This window comes from Pseudonocardia sp. N23 (assembly GCF_002583555.1).
Taxonomy (GTDB): domain Bacteria; phylum Actinomycetota; class Actinomycetes; order Mycobacteriales; family Pseudonocardiaceae; genus Pseudonocardia.
On the sequence record NZ_BEGX01000011.1, the window covers coordinates 25,361 to 51,382 of the forward strand.

The window sequence follows — 26,022 nt, forward strand, 5'->3', positions numbered from 1 at the left end:
GGGTCCTGTTCCCGCTCACGACCGCGGGGCCTGCTCCGCCTCGGCCGCGAGGCCGCCGACCAGCAGCCGTAGCCCGAATGCGAACCGTTCGTCGGCGTCGCCGCTGGTCAGGTCCACCGCGAGCGAGGCGAGGACCGGGAACAGCTCCGCGGGCAGGCTGCGGAAGTACGTCGCGACCTGGCTGTAGTACGCCTCCTGGTCGATCCCGGCCCGTTGGTGCTGCGCGAACTCGATCGCCGACGCGGCGACGAACATCCCGATGACGTCGACCGCCCACGCGGCCGGCCGCGGCGGGACGCCGCCCGCACGCAGGATCGCCGTCGTCGCCTCGGCCAGGCGTAGCGAGTTGGGACCCATCGGCACGGCCCCGATCGCGACCCGGGCGATGTCGCCGTTGCGGGCCATCACCGCACGCGACTCCGTCCACAGGTCGGTGACCTGTTCCCGCCAGCGAGCGCCGTCGGGCTCCGGGAGCGCGATCTCGCCGGCGACCTCGTCGAACACCAGGGCCAGCAGCTCGTCCTTGTTCGCGACGTGGGCGTAGAGCGACGCCGCGCCCGTCCCGAGCTCGGTGGCGACCCGGCGCATGCTCACCGCGTCGATCCCCTCGGCCTTCAGCACGTGCAGGGCCGCGGCGACGATCGTCTCCCGGCTGAGCGTGCGCCGGTTCGCCGGGTCCTTGCGCGGGGTGCGCCACGGGGGTTCGGGCAACGCGGGGGCCGTGCTCATGGCGGGAAGCGTAGCCGCCCGCTGTTCGTATCGAACAGTGTTCTTGACGACGTACGCCGTTCGATAATAGAACAGCGTTCGTCAACGAACACCGTTCGAAACGAGGCACACATGACGACCACCACGGAGGACCCGACCGCCGCCCCGCCCTACGCGCTGCGGTGGGTCGCGCTCGTCGTCGTCCTCGTCGCCGAGATCATGGACCTGCTCGACGCGACGGTCGTCGGCATCGCGGCACCGTCGATCCAGCGCGAGCTCGGCGGCGGCGCCACGACCATCCAGTGGATCGCCGCCGGCTACACGCTCGCCTACGCTGTCGGCCTCGTGACGGGCGGCCGGCTCGGCGACCTCTACGGCCGCAGGCGGATCTTCCTGGTCGGGCTCACCGGGTTCGTCGTCTTCTCCGCGCTCTGCGGGCTCGCCCCGACACCCGGCGTCCTCATCGCGTGCCGTGTCCTGCAGGGCCTCGCCGGCGCGATCCTCATCCCGCAGGGCTTCGGGATCGTCAAGTCGACCTTCCCGCCCAAGGAGCTGGGCGCGGCGTTCGGCGCGTTCGGCCCGGCGATGGGGCTCGCGGCCGTCGGCGGCCCGATCCTCGCCGGCGGGCTCATCGCCTGGGACCTCGGTGGCGCCGGCTGGCGCACCGTCTTCCTGGTCAACGTCCCGATCGGGCTGGCCTGCCTCGCGCTCGCCCTCAGGGTACTGCCCGAGTCGCGCGGCGAACGGACCGCACGGCCCGATCCGCTCGGCACGGCGCTCGTCACCGCCGGACTCCTGCTGCTGGTGTTCCCGCTCGTGCAGGGCCGCGAGCTGGGCTGGCCGGCGTGGACCTACGTGATGATGGCCGCAGCCGTGCCCGTCCTGGGTGTGTTCGCGTGGCACCAGGTCCGCCGCGCCCGCACCGGCCGCTCACCGCTCGTGGAGCCCGCGCTCTTCCGGGCCCGTGCGTTCTCCGGCGGCATGGCGGTCGGGCTCGTGTTCTTCGCCGGCATGACCGGGCTGTTCCTCGTGCTCGGGCTCTACCTGCAGCTCGGGCCCGGCTTCACCCCGCTGCGGGCGGGACTGGTCCTCGCGCCGTGGGCGCTGGGCGTCGCCGTCGGGGCGACGCTGTCGGGCACGTGGCTCGGCCGCAGGTTCGGACGCCCCGTCCTGCAGGGGGGCGCTGTGGTCATGGCCGCGGGGATCGCCGGGATCGTGCTCACCCTGCACGTCGCGCCGCCGTCGACGGGCTGGGAGCTCGCCCCGGCGCTGCTCGTCAGCGGCATCGGGATGGGCCTGTTCATCGCGCCGTTCTTCGACATCGTGCTGGCCGGTGTGACCCTGCCGATGGTCGGCTCGGCGTCGGGGGTGCTCAACGCCGACCAGCAGCTGGGCTCGGCGATCGGCGTCGCCGTCCTGGGCACCGTCTTCTTCTCGACGGCGACGACCCGTGGCATGGGCCCGGCGTTCGAGGTGGTGCTCTGGGTGACCGCGGCGATGGTGCTCGCGGGCGCCGCGCTGGCGATGCTGCTGCCGCGGCGCGCCCGCGAGCAGGACTAGAAGGGAGTCGCCGACAGGAACGACGTCAGGACCGACCGGTCGCCGACGACCTCCAGCCGGGGGTTGTCGGCGTCGATGCGGCGCAGGACGGCGAGCATCAGGTCGGCGGCCGAGCCGCGGACGGCGACCGTCGACTTCTCGTGACCGTGGTCCCAGGTGATCGAGTCGCCCTGCGGGCGCACCACCCACTCCCCCGAGGCACCGAGGCCGTCGGCATCGTGGGAGTGCAGGTGCATCGTCGCGCCGCCGGGCAGCATGTCCCCACCCGCGCCGGGCCGGGCCGCGAGCAGGTCGAGCCACTCCGACAGCCCGTCCGCGGCCAGCGCCGGTGAGATGTCGAAGCTCGCGCCGACGGCGATCGCGGCGTCGGCGCGGTGCACGGTCTGCTCGTGCAGCCGCCGGCGCAGCCACCAGGCCGCGGGCTTCGGTCCGGTGAACGTCCACACCGGAGTGTCGGGGCCGACGTTCTCCACGGCCTCGGCGAGCGCGGTGACGCCACCGCGCATCCAGGCCCCGAACTCGTCGGCGGGCAACGGCGCCTTCCCGTCGGCCACGGTGCGGGTGTCGACGGGCTCGGTCGCCCGCGTCGCGACGATCGCGGCCGCCCATCGGTCGCCCCGGCCGACGTGGGCGCCGAGCTTGCGCATCGTCCACTCGGGACACGTCGGCACGGGGAGGTCGGGGTCGGCGTCGCGGACGAGGTCGGCGAACAGCACGTTCTCCTCGAAGAGGACGGGGACGATCTCGGAGGGGTCCGCGGTGGGCGCGGCGCCGGAACCGGTCATGTCCCGACGCTAGTCCCTGTCACCGGTTGGGGCGGCGGATGTGCATGGCCTCCGCTCGTTCGGGGTAGACCCCGCGCATGGGAGACAGGGGGCAGGACTGGTCACCGCCGGGCATGCTGCGCGCGATGCTGTGGTGGCCACCGGTGGCATTCGTCATCGCGATCGCCGTGCCGGGCGCCGGGCTGCTGCCGATCGCCGTCGCAGGGCTGGCGCTCGCGCTCATCGGCATCGCAACGGCCGCCGTGTCCCGCAGGCGCCGGCCCGCCGAGGACGTCACCCCCGCGACCGGGACCACCGCCGCGGTGGAGACCTCGGACGCCCTCGCCGGCACGCTGCAGGTCCCGCAGCAGCGCGCCGCCTGAACCCTCCCGGGCCCCGCTCCGAACTGTGTGGGAGACGTCGCTCCGCGAGAAGTTGTACGTCCGATACTAGGATGTCAAACTAAATTGGTCGGTTGTATTCCCCCCGCCTGGAGGACCCGTGGCGTCGTCAGAGCTGCACGTGCCCGCGAACCCCGTCCGCTTCGTGACGGCCGCGAGCCTGTTCGACGGCCACGACGCGGCGATCAACATCATGCGGCGCATCCTGCAGCGCCAGGGCGCCGAGGTGATCCACCTGGGGCACAACCGGTCTGTCGACGAGGTCGTCGCCGCCGTCATCCAGGAGGACGCCCAGGGCGTCGCCATCAGCTCCTACCAGGGCGGACACGTCGAGTACTTCAGCTACCTCGTCGAGCTGCTGCGCGAGCGTGGCGCCGGGCACGTCAAGGTCTACGGCGGCGGGGGCGGCGTCATCGTCCACGAGGAGATCGAGCTGCTGCACTCCCGCGGCGTCTCGCGGATCTTCTCCCCCGACGACGGCCAGCGCCTCGGCCTGCCCGGGATGATCAACCTGATGATCCGCGAGTGCGACGTCGACCTCACCGCGACGCCGCCCGCCTCCTACGACGGCGTCTTCGCCGGCGAGCATGCCACCCTCGCCCGCGCGCTCACCCTCGCCGAGGCCGGCACGCTGCCCGCCGACGTGCTCGACCGCGTCCGCTCGACGACCCGCCAGGTGCCCGTCCTGGGCATCACCGGCACCGGCGGCTCCGGCAAGTCCAGCCTGACCGACGAGCTCGTCCGCCGCTTCCGTCTCGACCAGGAGGACAAGCTCCGCATCGCCGTCCTCGCCGTCGACCCCACCCGGCGGAAGGGCGGCGGCGCGCTGCTGGGCGACCGCATCCGGATGAACAGCCTCGTCGGTGAGCAGGTGTTCTTCCGCTCGCTGGCCACCCGAGGTGTCGACGGGAACCTGCCCGAGAACCTCGGCGACGTCGTCTCCGTCCTCAAGGCCGCCGGGTTCGACCTGGTCGTCGTCGAGACCCCCGGCATCGGCCAGGGCGACGCCGGCATCGTGCCCTTCGTCGACCGCTCGCTGTACGTGATGACGCCCGAGTTCGGCGCCGCGTCGCAGCTGGAGAAGATCGACATGCTCGACTTCGCCGACGTCGTCGCCATCAACAAGTTCGAGCGCCAGGGCGCCGAGGACGCGCGCCGCGACGTCGGGCGCCAGCTCGTGCGCAACCGCGAGGAGTTCGGCGCGGGCTGGGAGGACATGCCGGTCTTCGGCACCAGCGCCGCGACCTTCAACGACGACGGCGTCACCGCGCTCTACCAGCACCTCTCCGGACTGCTCGCCGACAACGGGCTGACCGTGCACGACGGACGGCTGCCGAAGGTCGAGGGCAAGACCTCCCACCTGCACGCCGCGGTCATCCCGCCCGACAAGGTGCGCTACCTCGCCGACATCGCCGACACCCTGCGCGACTACCACGCCGAGACCGACGAGCAGGCCGCCGCGGTCCGCCGCCGCGAGCACCTGCGCACCGCGCACGCCGAGCTCGACGCCGTCGGCGCCGACGTCACCGCCCTCGACGGGCTGCTCGAGAACGCCGGTGAGGCCGTCACCCGGGAGTCGTCCGAGCTGCTCGACAGCTGGGACACGATGGTGTCCGACTACTCCGGCGACGAGCTCGTCGTGAAGGTCCGCGACAAGGAGCTGCGCACCCAGCTGACCCGCGAGACGTTGTCGGGCAACAAGGTCCGCCGTGTCGCGCTGCCGCCCTTCACCGAGGAGGCCGAGCGGCTGCGGTTCCTGCGCAAGGAGAACCTGCCCGGCCGTTTCCCCTTCACCGCCGGGGTCTTCCCGTTCAAGCGCGAGGGCGAGGACCCGGCTCGCATGTTCGCCGGTGAGGGTGACGCGTTCCGCACGAACCGCCGCTTCAAGTACCTGTCGGAGGACTCCGACGCCAAGCGCCTCTCGACGGCGTTCGACTCGGTGACCCTCTACGGCCGCGACCCCGCGACCCGCCCCGACATCTACGGCAAGGTCGGCACCTCGGGGGTGTCCATCGCGACGCTGGAGGACATGAAGGTCCTCTACGGCGGCTTCGACCTCTGCTCGCCCACGACCTCGGTGTCCATGACGATCAACGGCCCCGCGCCGACGATCCTCGCGTTCTTCCTCAACACCGCCGTCGACCAGCAGATCGAGAAGTTCCGCGAGCACGAGGGCCGCGAGCCCGACGAGGCCGAGCGCGAGGAGCTCGCCGCGTTCGCCTACGCCAACGTCCGCGGCACGGTGCAGGCCGACATCCTCAAGGAGGACCAGGGCCAGAACACCTGCATCTTCTCCACCGAGTTCTCGCTGCGGATGATGGCCGACATCCAGGAGTGGTTCATCCGGCACAAGGTCCGGAACTTCTACTCCGTCTCGATCTCCGGCTACCACATCGCCGAGGCCGGGGCGAACCCCATCAGCCAGCTCGCGTTCACCCTCGCCAACGGGTTCACGTTCGTCGAGAGCTACCTGGCGCGCGGCATGAGCATCGACGACTTCGCGCCCAACCTGTCGTTCTTCTTCTCCAACGGCATGGACGCCGAGTACACGGTCATCGGCCGGGTGGCCCGCCGCATCTGGGCCGTGGCCATGCGGGAGCGCTACGGCGCAGGTGAGCGGTCGCAGAAGCTCAAGTACCACGTGCAGACCTCCGGCCGGTCCCTGCACGCGCAGGAGATGAACTTCAACGACATCCGCACGACGCTGCAGGCGCTGTGCGCGCTCTACGACAACGCCAACTCGCTGCACACCAACGCCTACGACGAGGCCATCACGACGCCCACCGAGGAGTCGGTCCGCCGCGCGATGGCGATCCAGCTGATCATCAACCGCGAGTGGGGTCTCTCGATGAACGAGAACCCGCTGCAGGGGTCGTTCGTCGTCGACGAGCTCACCGACCTCGTCGAGGAGGCCGTCCTCCAGGAGTTCGACGCCATCGCCGCCCGCGGCGGGGTGCTCGGCGCCATGGAGACCGGCTACCAGCGCGGCAAGATCCAGGACGAGTCGATGCTCTACGAGCACCGCAAGCACGAGGGCACGCTGCCGATCATCGGCGTCAACACCTTCGTCAAGCCGGAGTCCGACGAGCCGCCCATGGAGATCGAGCTGGCGCGGGGCACCGAGGCCGAGAAGCAGTCGCAGCTCGACCGGCTCGCCGACTTCCAGTCCCGTCACACCGGCAGCGCGCCCGAGGCCCTGCGGGCGCTGCAGGACGTCGCGACCGGCGAGGGCAACGTCTTCGACGAGCTGATGAAGGCCGCCCGCGTGTGCTCGCTGGGCCAGCTGACCGAGGCGTTCTTCGAGGTCGGCGGGCAGTACCGACGCAACATGTGACCCTGTGAGGGGCGATGGTCACCACAGCGGCCATCGCCACTCACGATGGCCGGAGGCCGGGCCGGTACAACCTCGTCGCAGCTCGCCGGCGCGCTTCCCGTCCTCGCGGGCCGGGAGGGCGGTCAGGCGTCCGGCCCCCGCGGAGCCGGGAGGCGGTCAGGCGTCGCGCGCAGCCGCGTCGAGGACGCGGGTGAGGCCCGTCGTGATGGCCGTGCGTTCGTCGGCGGTCAGGTGGTCGGCGAAGTGGCGGGCGATGCCGTCGAGGTAGCCGGGGGCGGCGGCGCGAAGGCGGGCGCGACCGTCGGCGGTGATGACGGCCCAGCTGCCGCGGCGGTCGTGGGGATCGGGTTCGCGGGCGGCCAGCCCGGCGCGGGCCAGCTCGTCGACGATCCGGCTCACCCGCGACCGTGACAGCACCGCCCGCTCCCCCAGCTCGTGCATCCGGAGCCGGCGGTCGGGTGCGGCGTTGAGCTCCAGCAGCACGTCGTACCAGGCCAGCGGCAGGCCGTCGCGATCCATCTCGCGTTCGAGCACGCGTACGACGGCGGCATGGGTGCGCAGCAGGGCCGCCCAGGCGGCGACTCCGGAGTCCTCGGTCACGTCGACACCATAGACCTTGTGCGTGCGCACGCATCCTGCCTATTCTGTGCGTGCGCACGCACTGTCGAACCGAGGAGAACACCATGACCCGACTGCTGCACGTCTCCGCGTCGCCCCGCGGCACCGCGTCCGAGTCGCTCGCCGTCGCCCGCACGTTCGTCGACACCTTCGCCGCCACCCGTCCCGACGCCACGATCGACGAGTTCGACCTGTGGGACGGCACCCTCCCCGGGTTCGGCCCCGCCGCCGCGGCGGCCAAGATGGCCGTCTTCGCGGGCGAGACCCCCAGCGGCGAGGGCGCCGCCGCGTGGGAGGCCGCCCGCGCCACGTTCGCACGGTTCGACGCCGCCGACCGCTACCTGTTCAGCGTCCCGATGTGGAACGCCGGCATCCCCTACGTCCTCAAGCAGTTCATCGACGTCGTCAGCCAGCCCGGGATGGTGTTCGGCTTCGACCCCGAGCAGGGATACAGCGGCCTGCTGACCGGCAAGAGGGCCGTCGTCGTCTACACCAGCGCGGTCTACGGCCCCGGCCGCGGGCGCGCGTTCGGCAGCGACTTCCAGGCCCCCTACCTGCGGGACTGGCTCGCCTGGGCCGGCGTCGACGACGTCGAGGAGATCGCGTTCCGGCCGAACCTCGTCACCGCGGACGCAGAGGCCGGTCGCGAGGCCGCCCACGCGCTGGCCCGGGATCTCGGGAAGGCGCTCTGAGTCGAAGGACGACGACGAGCGCGCTCGCGAGCAGCACCGTCAGGAAGCAGGAGACGCCGAGCCAGCCAGCCAGAACAGCGCCAGCAACCACAGCGCCGCCGAGACCGGCCGTCATCATCCGGGTCCGGCCCCACGACTCGGTGACCGTCGACGGCGGCACGACGGCCGGCGCCAGCGCCCGGGGTGGTCGCCGAGAGCGCGAGGCCGGAGGTCGACGAGGAGACGCCGAACTCGGCGGCGAACGTCGGCAACAGGGCCTGCGGGCTGGACACGCCCGCGCCGAGACGGCGGTAGCCGGGCGTCCCGCGCTGGTGCCCGACGTCTGCCGACTGCATCGTTGCCATTGCCAACGACGGTGGGTCGCCGGATGCGGCCCGTCCACGTGGGACGGCCCACGCCGTTCGCCACGGCGGCCCGGCGCGGGCCCGGCTACCGTCGCGGACGTGAGACAGACGTTCATGGTCACCGACGACGAGGGCCGCGACGTCGACGTCCCGCTGCCGGTGCAGCGGGTGGTGTCGATCGTCCCGTCGCTCACCGAGGCGCTCGCCGAGTCCGCGCCCGGGATGCTCGTCGGCGCGACCGACTGGTGCACCCATCCCGCCGGCCTGGACGTCCCGCGGCTGCGCGGCACGAAGAACCCCGATGTCGACGCGATCGTCGCGCTCGCGCCCGACCTGGTCCTGGCCAACCAGGAGGAGAACCGCCTCCCCGACCTCGACGCCCTGCGCGCTGCAGGCGTCGCCGTCTACGTCACCGACATCCGCACCCTCGAGGGCCTGCACGGCGCCTTCGACTCGCTGGGCCGCATGCTCGCCGCCTGCGGTCTCGACGAGCCGCCGTGGCTGGTGGAGGCGCGCAGCGCGTGGGCCGCCGTCCCGGAACCCGCCGCCCGGCGACGCGCGGTCGTCCCGATCTGGCGCAAGCCCTGGATGGCGTGCGGGCGCGACACCTTCACCGGCGCCGTGCTCGCGCGGCTCGGGGTCGACAACGTGCTCGCCGACGACCCGGAGCGGTACCCGAAGTTCGATCCCGCGGCACTCCCGGAACACGATCTCGTCGTCCTGCCCGACGAGCCCTACCTCTTCACCGCCGACGACGGGCCCGAGGCCTTCGAGGCACCGTCCGCGCTGGTCAGCGGCCGGTTGCTGACCTGGTACGGGCCGAGCCTCGCCGAGGCCGCAGCGGTGCTTCCCGGCGCTCTGGAGGTCGGATGAGCGAGCCGCCCGTCCTCGTCCGGCGTGAAGGTGCGCTGGGCCGGCTGACGCTGAACAAGCCCCGGGCGCTCAACGCCATCGACCACGAGATGGTCCGGCTGCTCGCCGCGGCCCTCGACGAGTTCGAGCGCGACGACGCCGTGACCTCCGTCGCGGTCGACGGGGCCGGCGACCGCGGACTCTGCGCGGGCGGCGACGTCCGGTTCCTCCTCGACGACCTCGCCACCGGCGGGCACCACGGCGCCGCACTGCTCGCCGACGAGTACCGCCTCGACGCCCGGATCGCCGCCTACCCCAAGCCCTACGTCGCGTTCATGGACGGAGTCGTGATGGGCGGCGGCGTCGGGGTCTCCGCGCACGGCAGCGTCCGGGTCGTGACCGAGCGCAGCGTCGTCGCCATGCCGGAGGTGACGATCGGGTACGTGCCCGACGTCGGCGGAACCTGGCTGCTCGGGCACGCGCCCGGCGAGACCGGGCTGCACGCCGCGCTCACCGCCGCCCGCCTCGGCCCCGCCGACGCCATCGCCTGCGGGCTCGCCGACCTGCAGGTCGACGACCTCCGCGCGCTGCTCGACGCACTGCGCGACGGCGCCTCCGCCATGGCCGCGGCGGAGGACCTCGCCGTAGACCCCGGTCCGAGCGCCCTGTACGCGGCGCGGGAGTGGATCGACCCGTGCTACGAGGCCCCCGACCTGCCCGGCATCCGCGACGCCCTGGCGCGCGACCCGCACCCCGACGCCCGGGCCGCCGCCGACGCACTGGGCCGGGCCGCCCCGCTCGCGTCCACCCTGGCGTTGCGGGCGATCCGCGACGCCCGCGGACTACCCGACCTGGAGGATGCGCTGCGCGTGGAGTACCTGCTCACGCGCTGCGCCGTCCGCTGGCCCGACTTCGCCGAGGGCGTTCGCGCGGTCCTGGTAGACCGGGACGGCACCCCGGCCTGGACCCCGGCGACGTTCGAGGACGTCACAGCGGACACCGAACACGCCTTCCTGTCCCTGACCCGCCCGGACGACCCACCGCTGGTGTTCGGATAGCCGTCGAGATGCGCACCAGCGTGGTTCGGCTCGCCCTGAACGACGCTCATGTGCATCTCGGCAGGGCTCTTGTCAGGTCCGCGACGATGCGCGACGGACCGTGCAGGACGTCCTGCTTCGTGTAGCGGTAGATGCGCCAGCCCGCCGACACCAGGCGGGTGTAGCGGTCGGCATCCCGGAGGAGGCGGTCGACACCGGCATGGCCTGCACCTTCGTACTCGATCCCGATCCGATGCTCCGGGTAGGCCAGGTCCAGCCAGACCGCCGTGCGGGCCACGTCGTCGAGGACCGGGTGCTGGACGGTCGGGCGGGGCAACCCGGCCAGGACGAGCACCATGCGCAGCCGGGTCTCCATCGGCGAGCCCGCGGCGGCGTCGGCGAGCTCGACCACCCGCGGCAGCCGGGAGATGCCCCGCGCCCCTCGGTGGCGGGCGGCGACGTCCAGGACGGCGGCGGGGTCGATGCGGCAGGTGTTGGCCACGGCGTCGACAGCCACGACCGCGCGCACGAGCCCGGGCTCGCGACGGGCCAGGTCGTAGGCGGTGCGCTGCGGCGACGTGACCCGGACGCCTCCCGTTGCGAGGACGCGGACCTGCTCGGACAGCGGGCGCCGCCGTCCATCGGCGTCGAGCAGCCACACGTCACGACGCCGCAGGTGGTCGCGCCGCAGGACGAGGTCGCGGTGGGCGCGCCTGCCCGTGGCGGGGACGATCACCTCGGCGGGTGCGTCACGCGGGGCCGCCCGGACCCCGAGCAGCTCGGCCGCCGACCACCCCGACAGGACCCCGCTCCGGCCGACGTGCCGCAGTGCCGCGAGGGAGCGCACACGGAGGTCGACCTCGACGCCTCGCGCGACGTAGGTGTCGGGGAACACCCGCACCCAGTTCGGCCCCCGCAGCTGCGACGCCGTGACCAATCCCGCCGCCACGGCGGCGCTCCCCCGCAGAACCTCCACGCGCGCACCCTGTCCCGCACGGCGCCCGAAAGGGGTCCGAACCCCGCGAGCCGTTCGCGATCGGGACCGCCACGACGCCGCACGAGATGCGCAGCAGCGCGGTTGCGCTCGCCCCGAACCACGCTCATGTGCATCTCGGCGGGGCGGGCGGCCCGCTCAGCCAAAGGTCCAGCCCTCGCCGCGGTAGGTCGGGGTGCTGCCGACGACGTGGCCGTCCTCCACCAGGTGCATCCCGGTGAAGCGTTCGCAGATCTCGCCGGCCTTGGTGTGCCGCCACCACACGCGGTCGCCGATGGCGGGGACGGTGCGGCCGCGGACGGGCGTCTGCACCTCGCCGGCGCCCTCGGTGCCCAGCAGCCGCAGCCCGGCGGGGTAGACGGGCGTCGGGACCCGGGAGGCGCCGGCGGGCCCGGAGGCGATGTAGCCGCCGCCGAAGGTCGTCGCGACGGCGGCGGCGGGACGTCGGACGACGGGCAGGGCGAACATCAGCGCGGGGCGCGGGGTGAAGGCGCGGTAGCCGTCGAACAGGGTGGGGCCGTACAGGCCGGAGCCGGCGGTGACCTCGGTGACGACGGGATCGGCGGCGCTGGACTCGAGGCTGCCGGTACCACCGCTGTTGACGATCTCCAGCTGTCCGTTCCCCGCCACCGCGGCGACGACGGCGGCGCGGCGGTGGGCGAGCTCGCCGATCGAGACGCGCTTGACGAGGCGGACCGCGAGCGAGGAGTCGGGCAGGCCCGCGACCTGCGCCTCGTAGAACATCACCCCGACGACGTCGAACCCGAGCCGGCGTGCGGCGCTCGCCAGGGCCGCGGCCTGCGACGGGGTACGGACCGGGGAACGACGCACACCCAGGTGCAGGGGCCCGATCCGCAGGGAGGCGTCGACGTCGATGCAGACGCGCAGCCCGGCGCGGCCTGCGGCGTCGCGGGCGATCCGCAGCTGGGCGGGGTCGTCGACCATCAACGTCACCCGCTGCCGGGCGACCGGGTCGGCGGCGAGCTCGGCGAGGGCGCCACGGTCGACGCTGGGGTAGCCGAGGAGCACGTCGTCGACACCCGCGCGGGCGAGCAGGACGGCCTCGCGCACCGCGTAGGCCATGACGCCGCGGAAGCCGGGCGTCCCGAGCGCCGCGTCGAGGACGGCTCGGCAGCGCACCGACTTCGACGCCACCCGTACCGGGGTACCGGCGGCCCGGACGACGAGGTCGGCAGCGTTGGCGCGGAGCGCGCCGAGGTCGAGGGCGAGCAGGGGCGCGTCGAGGTGGGCGGTGGCGGCGTCGAGCCGGGTGGCGGCGACCGCAACGGACGTGGTCGCGCCGGGGCGCAGCGAGACGGTCATCGGGCGTCCTTCGTGTGGGGGACGAACCCGCGCGCGAGCGCGACGAGCGCGACCGCGAGCACGAGCGGGACGACGAAGCCGGCGCGCAGGTCGACGGCGGTGCCGACGAGCCCGACGGCGACCCCGCCGACGACGGCGCCGAGGTAGTTGAAGACGTTGACCCGGGCGACGACGGCGTCGGTCGCACCCGGGGCGAGGGCACCGGCGGCGGAGAAGCAGAGCGGCGCGACGACGGGCAGCCCGAGCCCGACCAGCGCGAACCCGGCGATGGCGACTCCGGCGTTGGGGGCGAGGACGGCGAGCGCGAACCCGCCGGTGCCGACGATCGCGCCGATGCGCACCGTCGCGACCGCGCCGATGCGCCGCACGAGGTGGTCGCCCGCGGCCCGCGAGGCGAGTGCGGCGCCCTGGTAGGCGGCGAACCCGAGGGCGGCGGTGCCGACGCCGGCGCCGAGCAGGTCGTGCAGGTAGAGCGCCGACCAGTTCGAGACGCCGGCGTCGGCGACGTAGAAGCACGCCATCGCCGAGCCGAGCAGCAGCACCGGGCGCCAGGGCACGGCGGCCGCGGGCTCGGTCCCGGCGACGGGGAGCGCGCGGCCGGGCAGGATGCCGCGACGGGCGAACACGGCGAGCACCGCGGCGGCCGCGGCGGCGACCAGCAGCCCCGCCGGCAGCGAGGTCCCGATCCGCTCCCCCAGCGCGGTCCACAGCGCGCCGACGATCCCGGCGCCGGACCACCAGGCGTGGAACGAGGTGAGGATGCTGCGGCCGTAGCCCCGCTGGACGGCGACGGCCTGCATGTTGCTGCCTGCGTCGACGGCACCGACCCCGAGCCCGTAGCAGCCGAACCCGACGAACAGCGCGACGGCGCCGGGCGCGACGGCGATGACGAGGGTGGCGGCGACGATCGTCACCAGGCCCGCGGTGAGGGCGACGGCGCTGCCGCGCCTGCGGGCGAGTGCCTCGGCGACGACGCTGCCGACGCCCGCGAGCAGCGACACCCCGAGGACGACGAGGGTGACGGTGCCGTCGTCGATGTGGTGGCGTTCGGAGAACTGCGGCAGGTGGGTGAGCAGGACCGCGAAGAGGAAGCCTTGCGCGGCGAACGCGGCGGCGACGCCGCGGCGGGCGCTGCGCAGCCGTGGGGTGACGATGCCGGGGCTGGTCGCGATGGTCACGACGCGTCCGCCGGTGCGTCGTCGGGGACGGCATCGGACTGCAGGGTCTCGGCGAACCCGTCGAGCCGGGCCAGCGCGCCCTCCTGGTCTCCGTCGACGAGCCAGCGCAGGCAGACGCCGTCGATCACGGCGAGCGTCATGCCGGCGAGGTCGGCCACCGGGCGGGTCCAGCGGTGGCCGCTGGTGTCCGCGGCGTGGGTCAGGAACGACTCGACCGCCTGCTGCCCGATCCGGTACTGGTCGAGGGCTGCGGCGTGCCGGCCGTCCTGGCGCAGCGAGTGGGTGGTGATCTCGTAGGTGACGAGCTGCCGGTCGCGGCTCGCGGAGAACGCCGCCCACATTCCCCGGATCCCTGCCCGCAGTGCGTCGAGCAGGTCCACCTCGACGTCGGCCAGCGCGTCGCGGCCGGCCTCCTCCAGCTCGACGACGATGCGCTCCGCCACCGCCGAGATCAGGTCCTCCCGGTCGTCGAAGCAGTAGTGCACGAGACCGAGGGAGACGTTCGCGGCCTCGGCGACGCGGCGGACGCTCATCGCCGGGATGCCCTCGCGCTCGGCGACCGCGAGCGCGGCGTCGACGAGCTTCTCGCGGCGCTCGCGCTTGTCCATCCGGGCGGTGGCCATCCGGGCATCGTCGTCGCCGTCGGACGCGCAGGTCAAGGTTGAACTGGACGGCCGTCCAGTCCATTCTCGTGCGATGGTCACCACCAGCGCCGCGCCGAACCGGCGGATCTGGACGAACTGGGCCGGCACCGCGACAGCGAGCCCCGCCGAGGTCGTCTCCCCCACGACGGTCGACGAGCTGCAGCGCGCCGTGGCGCGGGCGTCGGCGGCCGGGATGCGGGTCAAGGCACTGGGGTCGGGCCACTCGTTCACCCCGATCGCGGTCACCGACGGGCTCGCCGTGGCGCCGGACCGGTTGCGCGGCATCGTCTCCGCCGACCCGGCGACCGGACTGGTCACCGTCCTGGCCGGCACGACGCTGCACGAGCTCGGACCGGCATTGTGGCAGCTGGGGCTCGCGATGCCCAACCTCGGCGACGTCGACGTCCAGACCGTCGCCGGCGCCCTCGCCACCGGCACCCACGGCACCGGCGCCCGGCTGGGCGGGCTGGCGACGCAGGTCGCCGGCATGCAGCTGGTTCTCGCCGACGGCACCCTGTACGACTGCCCCGCCGACGACCTGCCCGCCGCGGCCATCGGCCTCGGCGCGCTCGGCGTCGTCGCGACGGTGACGCTGCGCTGCGTGCCCGCGTTCCTCCTGCACGCCGAGGAGAGCCCCGCGGCGCTCGACGAGGTGCTCCGCGACGCCGCCGCGTTCGACGCGTTCACCCGGGCCCACGACCACGCCGAGTTCTACTGGTTCCCGCACACCCGCCGGGCGCTGACGAAACGCAACGACCGCACGGCCGCCCCGGAGAGGCCGCTGCCGCGCCTGCGCCGTGCGATCGACGACGAGCTCCTGTCCAACACCGTCTTCGGCTGGACCAACCGGCTGTGTGCGGCCCGGCCGTCATTGATCCCCCGGGTCAACGCCGTGGCCGCCCGGACGCTGGGCGCACGCGAGTTCGTCGACCGCTCCTACCGGGTGTTCGCGGCGCCGCGCCGCGTCGTGTTCCGCGAGACCGAGTACGCACTGCCCCGCCACGCCGTGCGGGAGGCGATCACGGAGCTGGAGGCGTGGCTGCGCCGCAGCGGCGAGCGCGTCGCGTTCCCGGTCGAGGTGCGCGTCGCCGCCGCCGACGACGTGTGGCTCTCCACCGCGTACGGGCGCGACAGCGGGTACGTGGCGGTGCACCAGTACGTCGGCAGCGACCACACGCGCTGGTTCGACGCGGCCGAGTCGATCCTGCGCGGGCTGGGCGGGCGTCCGCACTGGGGCAAGATGCACTCCCTCACCGCCGACGACCTCGCCGGGCTCCACCCGCGGTTCGACGACTTCCGCGCCGTGCGCGACCGGCTCGACCCGGGCCGGACTTTCACCAACCCGTACCTGCGCCGCGTGCTGGGCGACTGAGCTGGCAGCATCGTCGTCCATGCGGCGCAGCGCGGGGATCCTGTTGTACCGGAAGGGGCCGGAGGTCCTGCTCGGGCACATGGGCGGGCCGTTCTGGGCGCGCAAGGACGCGCACGCGTGGTCGATCCCCAAGGGCGAGCACGGCGACGACGAGGAGCCCCGGGTCGCGGCGGCCCGCGAGTTCGCCGAGGAGCTGGGCTCCCCCGTCCCGGACGGCGAGCTCGTCGACCTGGGCACGGTCCGTGGCTCGGGCAAGCTCATCGCCGCGTTCGCGCTGGCCGGGGACCTCGACGCGGACGCGATCGTCAGCAACACCTTCGAGCTGGAGTGGCCGCCGCGCTCGGGCCGCACCCAGGAGTTCCCTGAGATCGACCGGGCCGCGTGGTTCTCCCTCGACGAGGCACGGGAGAAGATCGTCAAGGCGCAGGCGCCGCTCCTGGACCGGCTCGGAGAAATCGTCTCGTCGTGAGACGGCAGGGGGCCCGGTAGCGCACTACGGTGCGACGATGGCGCGCTCCGCACTCATGGTCGGCACCTCGGACGGCACCCGGCTCGTCGGTCAGAGATGGACGACCGACACCGACGCCAAGGCCGCGATCGTCCTCGCGCACGGCATGGGCGAACACTCGCTGCGCTACGACGCACTCGGCAAGGAGCTGTCCGCCGCGGGCTACGACGTGCTGGCCGTCGACCACCGCGGGCACGGCCGCACCGCCGGCATCGCGGGCACCGCGCTCGGCGACTTCGGCAACGCGGGCTGGGACGGGGTCGTCGCCGACTACGCGCTGACCGTCCGCAGCACCGTCGGCGAACGACCCGACCTGCCCGTCATCGCGCTCGGGCACTCGATGGGCTCCTGGGTCGTGCAGCAGTACCTGCTCGACCACGCCGCCGACGTCACCGGCGCCGTGCTGTCGGGCTCCGGCGCGCTCGACCTGCTGGCCACCGCGGTCGACCCGGACGCCGACGTCGACCTCAGCGCCTTCAACGCCCCCTTCGCCCCGGCCCGCACCGACTACGACTGGCTCTCCCGTGACGAGGCCGAGGTCGATGCCTACGTCGCGGAGCCGTTGTGCGGCTTCGGTCTCGACGCCAAGAGCGCCGCCGGGATGTGGGCCGCGGCGCCGCGGCTGGCTCAGCCGTCGGTACCCGGCGGTTTCCCGTTGCTGGTGCTGGCCGGCACCGCCGACCCGGTCAACGCCGGTCTCACCGTCCTGGAGCCCCTGGTGGAGCGGTACCGCACCGCGGGCGCCGACGTCACCACCCACTACTACGAGGACGCCCGCCACGAGGTGTTCAACGAGACCAACCGCGACGAGGTCGTCGCCGACCTGCTGAGGTGGCTCGGGGCGGTCACCGCGCGCTGAGGGTCAGGTCGCGCCGACCAGGCGCATCGCGAGGTCGCCGTAGCGGTAGGCGACCTCGTCGCTCGCGAACTCCTCGCCGTCGCGGAACCACACCGAGACGCCGACGCCCATGTCCAGCATCGAGTACACCGTGAGCCGCACCGACCCGACGCGGAAGCGGCCCTCGGCGACGCCGCGCTCGACGAGGACGCGGAAGCCCTGCTCGTAGTCCCGGCGCCGGGCCGCCATCGCGGCACGGTTCTCCTCGGAGAGGTGCCGCAGCTCTCTGGTGCCGACGAACGCCTCCAGCCGGTGCCGGGCGTGGAACCGGACGTGGGCCTCCACGGCCCGGCGCAGCTGGTCGGCGACGTCGTCGGTGGAGCCCACGGCGACGTCGTGGTCGCGGCGGACCGCGGCGATCGAGGTTTCCATGATCTCGACGAGAAGGTCCTGCTTCGACGCGACGTGCTTGTAGAGACTCGGCCCGCGGACGTTCACGGCGCGCCCGATGTCGTCCATCGTCGTGGCGAGGTACCCCTTGTCCGCGAACAGCTCCAGCGCGGCAGCAACGATGTCCTCCCGCCGCACCCGGGGGCGTGCGAGCCCGGCGGTGCTCACGGCTCGACGCCGTGGCGGCGCAGCTCGGCGTGCACGCCCTCGTGGAAGTGCTGCAGCGCGATCTCGTTGCGGCCGAACGCGAGCTCGGGCACCGCGCCGGTGCGGAGGTTGCGCTGCACGCGCTCCATCGTCGCGAAGTCCTCGTCGAGGATCGTGTCGAGGAGGATGCGCCAGTTGCGCTCCCAGTGCCGACGGGCGCTGTCGGTGGTGGCGGGCTCCGGGATGAGCATGAGGCCCTCGGCGGTGCACGTCCCGTCCCCGCCGGTGCCCGGGTAGAAGCGCCACATCTCGATGTGGTCCATCTGCCAGGTCAGAATCGTGTTGGGGAAGACCAGGTGCACGAGCGAGCTGTGCGGGTAGACGGTCCGCTCCTGCGGTGGGCCCGCCGCCATCTCCATGAAACTGTTGCGGACGGCGGAGTAGCGGTGGTGGAGGCCGTACCCGGCGTAGGCGCCGACGTTGCCGACGAAGTAGGGCCCGACCGTCTTCTTGTGCAGGTGGGCGAGATGGAACACCTCGAGGAAGGTGTCGACGCCGCACTTCCAGTCGAACTTCTGCGACAGCACGGTGCGCTCCCACAGCGTGAACGAGCCCAGGTCGAGGTCGGCGATCTCCTTCTCGAACGCGTCCCCGAGATGGGCCGTGAGGTCGAGCTCGGCACCCGGCGTCGGCAGCACCCACACGATGCCGTGGCGCTCCTCCGTGGGCAGTTCGACGAGGCCGTGCGCGGCGCGGTCGAGCCCCTCGAACCCGTCACGGTCGACGGTGGAGCGCAGGCGGCCGGCCCGGTCGTAGGACCAGGCGTGGTACTCGCAGCTGAACGTGCGCCGGGTGCCTGCGGGCTCGGCGCACACCAGGTTCCCACGGTGGCGGCAGACGTTGGCCAGGCAGCGGGCGACCCCGTCGTCGCCTCGCACGGTGAGCACGGGCAGCTCACCGATCTGCGACGTCGTGAATGCGCCCGGGCCGACCAGCTCGGCGCTCGTGGCGACGGGCAGCGGACGGTCCCGGAACAGGAGATCGCGTTCGGCGGCGAGGCGGGCCGGGTCGGTGTACGACGCCGCAGGCTCGTGGCGGACCTCCGGGGCCATGGCGGTGGTCCGCCGTTCCAGGAGCTCGGTCAGCTCGGTGATCAGCTGCTGTTCGGCAGGGGCGTCCACGGTGACACCGTCCCTTCGCTCGACGCCCGAGGCTAACAATGGCTAGCCGTCTCGACCAGGCCTCTGTCTTTGGAGCGGCAGGCTCGCCAGGGCCTGTTAGCCGAAGGTTCCGGGCCTGTCCGTGCCCCGGGAGAGGATCGCGGCACGGCGCAGCACGCTCCCGCACCCGCCTGCGGAACCCACCCGATGACGAAACGGTACCGAACGAACGCCAGCTGCTGATACGAGAGCTGTTCGGAGCGAACCGATCTCGAAACCTCTCGTGATCGGAACCGGATGAACCCGCAGCCTCCTGCCAACGCCCGGTCGTACCGTCGAACAGCTCGGACAGCTCGGACAGCTCGGGATGGTCGCTGTGCCGGATGATCGCCGAGCATCCGGTCCCCCGCGTTGCGCAGGATCGCGGCGACGTCGGCGACGGTCGTGTCCGCGTCGATGCCGAGCCGGTCGGAGAGGGCCGCGAGCGGTCGTCGAGGGGCACCCTCCCCGCCGACGCGACCGCCGCGGCCAGGTCGTAGTGCGCCTCGGCGACGTCGGCGGTGCACAGCGCCCTGGGTGGCCGGTGCCGCTGTCGTTGCCGTCGTAGGTGTCGCCCGGGAAGCGTCCGGACATCGGCCCGACGCCGCGCGCACCGTCGGAGGCGTTGACCGGGCAGGCACCCGGGCCGTCGGTCCACGATGCGCGCAGGGCGGTGACGGTCGCGAGGACGCGGGTGTCGGTGACGTCGAGGCCCCCTGGACGGCTGCCATGACGCTCGCGATGGTGGGTTCCGTAGCCGTCCTGGTGTCGCCGACCATCGAGATCAGGTTGCTGCCTGCGGCGTCCCGCTGGTCGTCGTCGGCGACGACGCCGGTGAGGCCACGGATCGCCGCGTCGAGGGCCGCGGTGTCGGCCGGGGCGAACTCGCTCCTCGAATCGTCGCACTGCCCGCAGTCCCGCGTCGTGGGCGCCCGCCGTCCACGCGGACCGGCCGGAGCCAGTACCCGGTCCCACGTGCTTCGCGCCCGGCCTTTACTCAAGGTTTACCCTTTCGGGTAACGTCGGTGTGACGTGAGTCCCTGATCCCCCGACCTCTCCGACCCTCGTCGGCGCCTGCCTCCCCCGGGTGCCGCTCCCCCACCACCGAGGAACCCGCGTGCCCGCAGTACACAGCCATCCCGTCGTCACCCCCGACCTCGCCGCCGAATGGGACGCCCTCGTCGACCGCGTCGGCGCGACCCCGTTCCACCGGCCCGGCTGGTTCTCCGCCTGGTGGGACGCCTTCGGTGCGGGCACCCGCCGCATCGTCACCGTGCGGCGCGGCGACGAGCTCGTCGCCGTCCTGCCCCTCGCCGAGAGTGCCCACGGGATCGTGCGCGGGCCGACGAACTGGCACAGCTTCGTGTTCGGCCCCGTCGCCACCGATGTGGACGCCCACCTCATCTTGCTCGACCACGTCGTGACGACGGGTCGCCGCATCGAGCTCAGCCATCTCCCTGTGGCGGTGACCGAGTCGACCAGCCGGGCCGTCGAGCGGCACCGCGCCCATGTCCGGACCTCGGTCGTGCAGCGGTCCCCCTACGTGCCGGGCGACGTGTCGTTCGACGCCTACGTCGCGCGGCGGGAGGCCCGCCGGGTCCGCCAGCTGCAGCGCAACCGTCGCAAGCTGGAGGCACTCGGGGAGGTGCGCTACGTCCCGGACAACCGGCCCGGCGATCTCGGCGCGGCCGTCGAACGGTTCCTCGCGATCGAGGCGAGCGGATGGAAGGGCGAGTCCGGGACCGCGATCCTGTCCGACGACCGGTCCCGCGCCTTCTACGCGGGGATCAGTGCGTGGGCGGGTGCGGCCGGGATGCTGCGGGTGCCGTTCCTGGAGGTCGGCGGGTGGGCCGTCGCGGGCGAGCTGTGCCTCGAGGACGACCGCGCGACCTACCCGCTCAAGGCGAGCTACGGGCCGGAGCACCGGCGGTTCTCGCCGGGGCTGATCCTGTTGTTCGAGCAGATCCGCCGGTCGGTGGAGAGCGGGCGCAGCTACGAGTTCATGGGGTCGGCCGAGCCGTACAAGATGCGCTGGGCCGACCACGTGCGCGACATCCACCGGCTCGACATCTACCCGGCGACGGTTCCCGGCCGCGCGACGCTGCTGGCCGACGCGGGCGTCCGCACCGCGCGGCGTGGCGCCGCCCGAGCCCGAGTACTGGCGGCCGACGTGCGCGACCGGGCACGCACGGCTCTGGCCACCCGCGCCCGCCCGGACACCGGCCCTTCCCCGCTGCCGGTGCAGCGCGACGCCGTGGAGGCGACGACCGGTGCGCCGGTCGTGCGCCCGGTTCAGGCGCCGGCGAACGCGGCCCGGAAGCCGGCGAGCGCCTTCTCCGGATCGCCGGAGGCCCAGCCCTCGAGGGCCACGACGCCGTCGTAGCCGAGCCGGCGCAGCGCGGCCGCGACCGCCGGGTAGCGGATCTCGCCGGTGCCCGGCTCGCAGCGGCCGGGCACGTCGGCGACCTGGATCTCCCCGACCGCGGACAGCGTCTGTCCCAGCAGCGCGATGAGGTTCCCCTCGCCGATCTGGGCGTGGTAGAGGTCGAGGTTCATCCGCAGATGCGGGCTTCCGACGGCCTCGACCAGCGCGAACGTGTCGGCGGCGCGGGCGAACGGCGTGCCGGGATGGTCGACCGCGGTGTTGAGGTTCTCCAGCGTGAACACCCGGCCGGCCTTCTCGCCCAGCTCGGCGAGCCGGGCCAGGGTGCGGACGGCGGTGAGCCACATCGCCGGGGTCGTGACCTCGGTGGGCCGCACCGGCAGGCCGCGCGGGTCGAGCCCGGTGCCGTGGACGTTGAGCCGCGGGCAGCCGAGCCGGTCGGCGGCGACGAGCGCGTCCGCGGCGGTGCGCACCAGCTCGTCGGCGCCGTCGGGGTCGGTCAGGGTGCCGGTCACGTACCCGGTCATCGACGAGAAGGTCGCGCCGGTGGCGGCAAGGGCGCCGAGGTCCTTGGCGGTCCAGTCCCAGATCTCGACCTCGAAGCCGAGGTCGTCGATCCGCCGGACCCGGTCGACGAACGGAAGGTCGAGGAAGAGCATCTCCGCGCAGGCGGCGAGCCGGTAGCTCATGCCGGCACCCCCACGGACGGCACGGCCGGGACGCGCACCGGGGACCCTTCGCGGACGGACTCGGCGGCCGCGAGCGCGATGGCCAGCGCCGCGGCGGCGTCGTCACCGCCGGGGAGCCCGCCGGGACGGCCGCCCGTGAGTGCCGGGTCGGCGCCGCTGGCCACGGCGTCGACGAACGCGGTGAGCTCGGCGGTGTAGGCGTCGCGGAAGAGGTCCTGGTCGTAGCGGACGGTGGCGGCGGAGAGGCCCGCCGCGCCGTGGACGACGAGGCCGTCGGCGCGGGTGCTGCCCATGCTCAGCATGCCGCCGGGGCCGAACCACTCGGCGCGGACGTCGTAGCCGTGGGCGGCCTGGAAGCAGGCCTCGGCGATGCCGGTGGCGCCGTTGTCGAACCGGACGGTGAGGACGGCGGTGTCGAGCAGTCCGCGGTCGCGCCAGTCGGGGCGGACGAGGGCGTCGGCGGTCGCGTACACCTCGACGGCGGTGGCACCGGGGTTGAGGAACCGCAGTGTGTCGAGGTCGTGGATCAGGGTCTCGCGGAAGATCGTGCCGGGCGCGACGCGGGCGGGGTCGAAGCCGCCGGGGTCGCGGGTGAGCGAGCGGATGGTGCGTGCTGCACCGAGTCCGCCGGCGTCGATCAGGGCGCGGGCGGCGCGCCAGTCGGCGGCGAAGCGGCGGTTGAACCCGACCTGCAGGACGATCCCGGCGGCGCGGGCGGCCTCGCTCGCGCGGACGGCGTCGGCGACCTCCATGGCCATCGGCTTCTCGCAGAAGACGTGCGTGCCGGAGGTGGTGGCTGCGACGACGAGGTCGGCATGGAACCGGGCGGGCGCGGCGATGACGACGGCGTCGACACCTCGGTCGGCGAGGACGGCGGCGGGATCGGTGGTGGCGGCGGCCCCGAGCCGCGACGCCAGCGCGTCGGCGGCGCCGGGCTCGGGATCGGCGACGACGACGAGCTGCGCCCCGGGCACCCGCCGGGCAATCGTCTCGCCGTGGAAGGCCCCCATCCGTCCGGACCCGATCAGTGCCACCCGCGTCATCGCAGTCCCATCTAGAGCGCTCTAGTTGGCGTCGAGTGTGGGCGTCGGGTCGCGGCGACGTCAAGAGCTCCGCACTAGAGCGCTCCAGTAGCGTTGCCCGCATGAACCGCCGGCCCACGCTCGAGGACGTCGCCGCCCGCGCGGGCGTCTCGCGGGCGCTGGTGTCGATCGTGATCCGCGACGCCCCCGGCGCCGGGGTGCAGACCCGGGCCCGGGTGCTCGCCGCGGCCGACGAGCTCGGCTACCGCCCGGACGCCCGCGCCCGCATGCTCGGCCGCTCCCGCACCCGGCTGGTCGGCGTCTCGTTCGGCGTGGCGCACGCGTTCCACGGCGACCTCGTCGACGGTCTGTACGTCGCCGCCCGCGACGCCGGCTACGAGCTCGCCCTCTCCGCCGCCACCGCGCGCCGGGGCGAGGCCGAGGCGCTGGCCGGGCTGGAACAGGACCGGTGCGAGGGCCTCGTCCTGCTCGGCCCGCAGCTGCCCACTGCCCGGCTGGTCGCCGCGGCGCAGCACCTACCGGTCGTCGTCGTCGCACGGGCGGTGCGCAGCAGGGCGATCGACGTCGTGCGCACCGACGACGCCGCCGGCCTGCACCTGACCGTCGACCATCTCACCGGCCTCGGGCACCGGCGGATCGCGCACGTCGACGGTGGGTCCGCGCCCGGCGCCGCCGACCGCCGCCGCGGCTACGCCGAGGCCATGGCCCGCCACGGCCTCACCGCCCACACGTGCGTCGTGCCCGGCGGCCTCACCGAGGACGACGGGGCCGCCGCCGCGGACGCGCTGCTCGCACTGCCCCGCCGGCCGACCGCTGTCGCCGCCTTCAACGACCGCTGCGCCACCGGCCTGCTCGACCGGTTCCGCCGCGCGCGCGTCGACGTGCCGGGCGAGGTCTCGGTGGTCGGATTCGACGACAGCCGGCTGGCCCGGCTCTCGCACGTCGACCTGACGACGGTCGCCCAGGACGGCGACGGTCTCGCCGCGCTCGCGCTCGGCCGGGTGATCGCCCGCCTCGACGGCGCGCCGGTCGACCGCCGGGAGGTCGTGCTGCCACCGCGGCTCGTCGTCCGTGGCACAACTGCGCAGGCAAGACTGGACAGTCTGGACTGAAGAACTTACGGTCGGTGTCGTGCCTGCCGTGCTGTCCGAGTCCGCCACCCACGCCGCACGCGACGTCCGCGTCCTCGTCGGCCGGCTGCGGCGGCGCCTCCGCCAGACCTACGGCGATCTCGACCTCACGCCCTCGCAGACCTCCGCGCTCAGCCGCATCGGCCGCGAAGGCCCCCTCTCGGCGAGCGACCTCGCGGCCGCCGAACGCGTCCGCCCGCAGTCGATCGCCGCGACCCTCGCCGTCCTGGAGGAGCGCGGTCTCGTCGAGCGCCGCCCCGACCCCGGCGACGGCCGCCGCCGCCTCCTCCTCCTCACCCCCGCCGGTACCGCCCTGCTCGACAACGGCCGCCGCGCGGGTGAGGAATGGCTGGCCAGGGCCCTGCAGGAGCGGCTCACCGACGCCGAGCGACGCACCGTCGTCGAGGCCATGGCCCTGCTCGACCGGGTCATCTCGCCGTGAGCCGCAACCGCGCCACGGAGGCGTTCGACCGCAGGCTGATCGCGCCGATGATGCTCGGCGCCACGCTCAACCCGGTCAACACGTCGATGATCGCGGTCTCGCTCGTCCCGATCGGGCTCGCCTTCGGGGCGCCCCCTGCCGAGACGGCGTGGCTGGTGTCGGGACTGTACCTGGCGACGGCGGTCGGGCAGCCCGTCGTCGGCCGGCTCGTCGACGTCCACGGCCCGCGCCGGCTCTACCTCGCCGGCACCGCACTCGCCGGTCTGGCCGGGATCCTCGGCATGCTCGCCCCGTCGCTGTGGGTGCTCGTGATCGCGCGCGTCCTGCTCGGATTCGGCACCTGCGCCGGCTACCCCGCCGCGATGTACATGATCCGCAGCGAGAGCCGGCGCACCGGGCAGGGCAGCCCCGCGAGCGTCCTCGCGCTGCTGGCAATCGCGAGCCAGACCGTCGCCGCCGTCGGCCCGACGATCGCCGGGGTGCTCGTCGGTCTCGGGGGCTGGCGCACCGTGTTCGCCGTCAACGTGCCGCTGGCCGTCGCCTGTATCGTGCTCGGCGCCCTGCGGCTGCCCCGCCACCCCGCTCCCGACGCGACCGCGCCGCGCCCCCGGATCGACCTGCTCGGGATCGCGCTGTTCACCCTCACGCTGACGACACTGCTGCTGTTCCTCATGTCGCCGTCGGCAGGCCACTGGTACCTGGTGCTCGTCGCCGCCGCGGCGGCCGGGGCCTTCGCGCTGCGCGAGCTGCGCTCCGGGAGTCCCTTCGTCGACCTGCGGGTCCTCGGTGGCAACCCCGCCCTGCTCGCGACGTTCGTGCGCGCCCTGTTGACCTTCACGATCGGCTATGCCGTCATCTACGGCTACACGCAGTGGTTGCAGGAGACGCGCGGGCTCAGCCCGACCCAGGCGGGGCTCGTCCTGCTCCCCATGTTCCTGACGACGATCGTCGTCACCGCGCTGACCGGCCGCCACGGGGTGGTGCGCGCGAAGCTGGTCGTCGCCGCCGTGGCGCAGGTCGTGCAGGTCGCGCTGTTCCTGGTGCTCGACGTCCGGAGCGGAGTCTGGCTGCTCGTGCTGATCTCCGTCGCGGGCGGGGTCGCGACGGGGCTGGGCAGCCTGGGCAACCAGAACGCGGTCTACCACCAGGCCGCCCCGGAGCGGACGGCGTCGTCCGCCGGGCTGCTGCGGACCTTCTCCTACCTCGGCGCGATCGTCGCCGCCTCGGCCACCGGCGGTTTCTTCGCCGACGGCGCCGACACCCCGGGGCTGCACCGGATCGCGGTGTTCCTGCTGTTCGTCGGCGCGATCTGTCTCGTCGTCACGCTGCCCGACCGGTCTCTCGCCCGCGTCGGAGCGCCGAGGACCTGAGC

General features: G+C 73.6%; 24 protein-coding genes. 13 read left to right on the plus strand and 11 right to left on the minus strand.

Features of this window, described 5'->3' with window-relative positions:
• Window positions 1–15 precede the first annotated feature (15 nt).
• A complete protein-coding gene (locus TOK_RS05345; RefSeq protein WP_098956672.1) occupies window positions 16–729 on the minus strand; it encodes a TetR/AcrR family transcriptional regulator in 714 nt (237 codons plus the stop codon).
• 111 nt (window positions 730–840) lie between these two features.
• Between TOK_RS05345 and TOK_RS05350 the strand changes: the two genes are divergently transcribed.
• Window positions 841–2,268: an MFS transporter gene (locus TOK_RS05350; RefSeq protein ID WP_098956673.1), complete on the plus strand. Its 1,428-nt coding sequence runs from the start codon at window positions 841–843 to the stop codon at window positions 2,266–2,268.
• Here TOK_RS05350 and TOK_RS05355 read toward each other — a convergent pair.
• A complete protein-coding gene (locus TOK_RS05355) occupies window positions 2,265–3,053 on the minus strand; it encodes a maleylpyruvate isomerase family mycothiol-dependent enzyme (protein WP_098956674.1) in 789 nt (262 codons plus the stop codon). The two genes, TOK_RS05350 and TOK_RS05355, sit on opposite strands and share 4 nt — an antisense overlap.
• 77 nt (window positions 3,054–3,130) lie before the next feature.
• On the opposite strand from TOK_RS05355, the gene TOK_RS05360 reads away from it, so the two are divergent.
• Window positions 3,131–3,415: a hypothetical protein gene (locus tag TOK_RS05360; protein ID WP_141566268.1), complete on the plus strand. Its 285-nt coding sequence runs from the start codon at window positions 3,131–3,133 to the stop codon at window positions 3,413–3,415.
• Between the two features lie 118 nt (window positions 3,416–3,533).
• On the plus strand, window positions 3,534–6,767 hold the full coding sequence (icmF, locus tag TOK_RS05365; RefSeq protein WP_098956676.1) for a fused isobutyryl-CoA mutase/GTPase IcmF: 3,234 nt from the start codon (window positions 3,534–3,536) through the stop codon (window positions 6,765–6,767).
• A gap of 156 nt (window positions 6,768–6,923) precedes the next feature.
• On the opposite strand, the gene TOK_RS05370 is transcribed toward icmF, so the two are convergent.
• Window positions 6,924–7,367: a MarR family winged helix-turn-helix transcriptional regulator gene (locus tag TOK_RS05370; protein WP_253258195.1), complete on the minus strand. Its 444-nt coding sequence runs from the start codon at window positions 7,365–7,367 to the stop codon at window positions 6,924–6,926.
• An 83-nt stretch (window positions 7,368–7,450) separates the two neighbouring features.
• On the opposite strand from TOK_RS05370, the gene TOK_RS05375 reads away from it, so the two are divergent.
• The 3 genes from TOK_RS05375 to TOK_RS05385 all read left to right on the plus strand — a co-directional run bounded on the left by TOK_RS05375 (window position 7,451) and on the right by TOK_RS05385 (window position 10,331).
• Window positions 7,451–8,077 (plus strand): FMN-dependent NADH-azoreductase, encoded by a 627-nt coding sequence (locus TOK_RS05375; RefSeq protein WP_098956678.1) that lies wholly within the window; start codon window positions 7,451–7,453, stop codon window positions 8,075–8,077.
• A gap of 458 nt (window positions 8,078–8,535) precedes the next feature.
• On the plus strand, window positions 8,536–9,294 hold the full coding sequence (locus TOK_RS05380; RefSeq protein ID WP_098956679.1) for a helical backbone metal receptor: 759 nt from the start codon (window positions 8,536–8,538) through the stop codon (window positions 9,292–9,294).
• The gene (locus TOK_RS05385; RefSeq protein WP_098956680.1) at window positions 9,291–10,331 is read left to right on the plus strand and encodes a 3-hydroxyisobutyryl-CoA hydrolase; all 1,041 of its coding nucleotides are present in this window, start codon (window positions 9,291–9,293) and stop codon (window positions 10,329–10,331) included. The genes TOK_RS05380 and TOK_RS05385 overlap by 4 nt, the downstream gene beginning before the upstream one ends.
• Window positions 10,332–10,377: 46 nt before the next feature.
• Here the strand turns inward: TOK_RS05385 and TOK_RS05390 are convergent, their stop codons facing one another.
• From TOK_RS05390 to TOK_RS05405, 4 genes are all read right to left on the minus strand, one after another.
• Window positions 10,378–11,259, minus strand: coding sequence for a type IV toxin-antitoxin system AbiEi family antitoxin (locus TOK_RS05390; protein ID WP_172457422.1), 882 nt, complete (start codon window positions 11,257–11,259; stop codon window positions 10,378–10,380).
• Between the two features lie 183 nt (window positions 11,260–11,442).
• Window positions 11,443–12,627, minus strand: coding sequence for an alanine racemase (locus TOK_RS05395; RefSeq protein ID WP_098956682.1), 1,185 nt, complete (start codon window positions 12,625–12,627; stop codon window positions 11,443–11,445).
• Window positions 12,624–13,805, minus strand: coding sequence for an MFS transporter (locus TOK_RS05400; RefSeq protein WP_098956683.1), 1,182 nt, complete (start codon window positions 13,803–13,805; stop codon window positions 12,624–12,626). Before TOK_RS05400 ends, TOK_RS05395 begins: the two co-directional genes overlap by 4 nt.
• Window positions 13,802–14,428 (minus strand): TetR/AcrR family transcriptional regulator, encoded by a 627-nt coding sequence (locus TOK_RS05405; RefSeq protein WP_098956684.1) that lies wholly within the window; start codon window positions 14,426–14,428, stop codon window positions 13,802–13,804. Before TOK_RS05405 ends, TOK_RS05400 begins: the two co-directional genes overlap by 4 nt.
• 73 nt (window positions 14,429–14,501) lie before the next feature.
• Between TOK_RS05405 and TOK_RS05410 the strand changes: the two genes are divergently transcribed.
• Genes TOK_RS05410 through TOK_RS05420 form a run of 3 tightly spaced genes read left to right on the plus strand, consistent with a single transcriptional unit; the run spans window position 14,502 to window position 17,188 of the window.
• Window positions 14,502–15,821: a D-arabinono-1,4-lactone oxidase gene (locus TOK_RS05410; protein ID WP_098956685.1), complete on the plus strand. Its 1,320-nt coding sequence runs from the start codon at window positions 14,502–14,504 to the stop codon at window positions 15,819–15,821.
• Window positions 15,822–15,840: 19 nt separating this feature from the next.
• Window positions 15,841–16,290 (plus strand): NUDIX domain-containing protein, encoded by a 450-nt coding sequence (locus TOK_RS05415; protein WP_098956686.1) that lies wholly within the window; start codon window positions 15,841–15,843, stop codon window positions 16,288–16,290.
• Window positions 16,291–16,327: 37 nt separating this feature from the next.
• Window positions 16,328–17,188: an alpha/beta fold hydrolase gene (locus tag TOK_RS05420; RefSeq protein WP_098956687.1), complete on the plus strand. Its 861-nt coding sequence runs from the start codon at window positions 16,328–16,330 to the stop codon at window positions 17,186–17,188.
• 3 nt (window positions 17,189–17,191) lie between these two features.
• On the opposite strand, the gene TOK_RS05425 is transcribed toward TOK_RS05420, so the two are convergent.
• Window positions 17,192–17,785: a TetR/AcrR family transcriptional regulator gene (locus tag TOK_RS05425; RefSeq protein ID WP_098956688.1), complete on the minus strand. Its 594-nt coding sequence runs from the start codon at window positions 17,783–17,785 to the stop codon at window positions 17,192–17,194.
• Window positions 17,782–18,945, minus strand: a complete 1,164-nt coding sequence (locus TOK_RS05430) for an aromatic ring-hydroxylating dioxygenase subunit alpha (protein WP_098956689.1) — start codon at window positions 18,943–18,945, stop codon at window positions 17,782–17,784. Before TOK_RS05430 ends, TOK_RS05425 begins: the two co-directional genes overlap by 4 nt.
• Window positions 18,946–20,080: 1,135 nt before the next feature.
• Here TOK_RS05430 and TOK_RS05435 point away from each other — a divergent pair.
• Entirely contained in the window at window positions 20,081–21,346 is a 1,266-nt protein-coding gene (locus TOK_RS05435; protein ID WP_141566269.1) for a GNAT family N-acetyltransferase, read from the plus strand.
• Here the strand turns inward: TOK_RS05435 and TOK_RS05440 are convergent.
• Entirely contained in the window at window positions 21,256–22,035 is a 780-nt protein-coding gene (locus TOK_RS05440) for a TIM barrel protein (protein ID WP_098956691.1), read from the minus strand. The genes TOK_RS05435 and TOK_RS05440 overlap by 91 nt on opposite strands.
• A complete protein-coding gene (locus TOK_RS05445; protein WP_216361861.1) occupies window positions 22,032–23,069 on the minus strand; it encodes a Gfo/Idh/MocA family oxidoreductase in 1,038 nt (345 codons plus the stop codon). The genes TOK_RS05440 and TOK_RS05445 overlap by 4 nt, the downstream gene beginning before the upstream one ends.
• Window positions 23,070–23,179: 110 nt before the next feature.
• On the opposite strand from TOK_RS05445, the gene TOK_RS05450 reads away from it, so the two are divergent.
• Genes TOK_RS05450 through TOK_RS05460 form a run of 3 tightly spaced genes read left to right on the plus strand, consistent with a single transcriptional unit; the run spans window position 23,180 to window position 26,020 of the window.
• Window positions 23,180–24,190 (plus strand): LacI family DNA-binding transcriptional regulator, encoded by a 1,011-nt coding sequence (locus tag TOK_RS05450; RefSeq protein ID WP_098956693.1) that lies wholly within the window; start codon window positions 23,180–23,182, stop codon window positions 24,188–24,190.
• A 19-nt stretch (window positions 24,191–24,209) separates the two neighbouring features.
• On the plus strand, window positions 24,210–24,650 hold the full coding sequence (locus TOK_RS05455; RefSeq protein ID WP_253258196.1) for a MarR family winged helix-turn-helix transcriptional regulator: 441 nt from the start codon (window positions 24,210–24,212) through the stop codon (window positions 24,648–24,650).
• Entirely contained in the window at window positions 24,647–26,020 is a 1,374-nt protein-coding gene (locus TOK_RS05460) for an MFS transporter (RefSeq protein WP_306305127.1), read from the plus strand. The genes TOK_RS05455 and TOK_RS05460 overlap by 4 nt, the downstream gene beginning before the upstream one ends.
• The last annotated feature ends 2 nt before the right edge of the window (window positions 26,021–26,022 follow it).

Coding starts and splice junctions, on each gene's coding strand:
- TOK_RS05440 (WP_098956691.1), bottom strand. CDS start 22,035: ATGAGCTACCGGCTCGCCGCCTGCGCGGAGATGCTCTTCCTCGACCTT.
- TOK_RS05405 (WP_098956684.1), bottom strand. CDS start 14,428: ATGGCCACCGCCCGGATGGACAAGCGCGAGCGCCGCGAGAAGCTCGTC.
- TOK_RS05375 (WP_098956678.1), top strand. CDS start 7,451: ATGACCCGACTGCTGCACGTCTCCGCGTCGCCCCGCGGCACCGCGTCC.
- TOK_RS05380 (WP_098956679.1), top strand. CDS start 8,536: ATGGTCACCGACGACGAGGGCCGCGACGTCGACGTCCCGCTGCCGGTG.
- TOK_RS05450 (WP_098956693.1), top strand. CDS start 23,180: ATGAACCGCCGGCCCACGCTCGAGGACGTCGCCGCCCGCGCGGGCGTC.
- TOK_RS05395 (WP_098956682.1), bottom strand. CDS start 12,627: ATGACCGTCTCGCTGCGCCCCGGCGCGACCACGTCCGTTGCGGTCGCC.
- TOK_RS05360 (WP_141566268.1), top strand. CDS start 3,131: ATGGGAGACAGGGGGCAGGACTGGTCACCGCCGGGCATGCTGCGCGCG.
- TOK_RS05345 (WP_098956672.1), bottom strand. CDS start 729: ATGAGCACGGCCCCCGCGTTGCCCGAACCCCCGTGGCGCACCCCGCGC.
- TOK_RS05355 (WP_098956674.1), bottom strand. CDS start 3,053: ATGACCGGTTCCGGCGCCGCGCCCACCGCGGACCCCTCCGAGATCGTC.
- TOK_RS05415 (WP_098956686.1), top strand. CDS start 15,841: ATGCGGCGCAGCGCGGGGATCCTGTTGTACCGGAAGGGGCCGGAGGTC.
- TOK_RS05350 (WP_098956673.1), top strand. CDS start 841: ATGACGACCACCACGGAGGACCCGACCGCCGCCCCGCCCTACGCGCTG.
- TOK_RS05420 (WP_098956687.1), top strand. CDS start 16,328: ATGGCGCGCTCCGCACTCATGGTCGGCACCTCGGACGGCACCCGGCTC.
- TOK_RS05385 (WP_098956680.1), top strand. CDS start 9,291: ATGAGCGAGCCGCCCGTCCTCGTCCGGCGTGAAGGTGCGCTGGGCCGG.
- TOK_RS05410 (WP_098956685.1), top strand. CDS start 14,502: ATGGTCACCACCAGCGCCGCGCCGAACCGGCGGATCTGGACGAACTGG.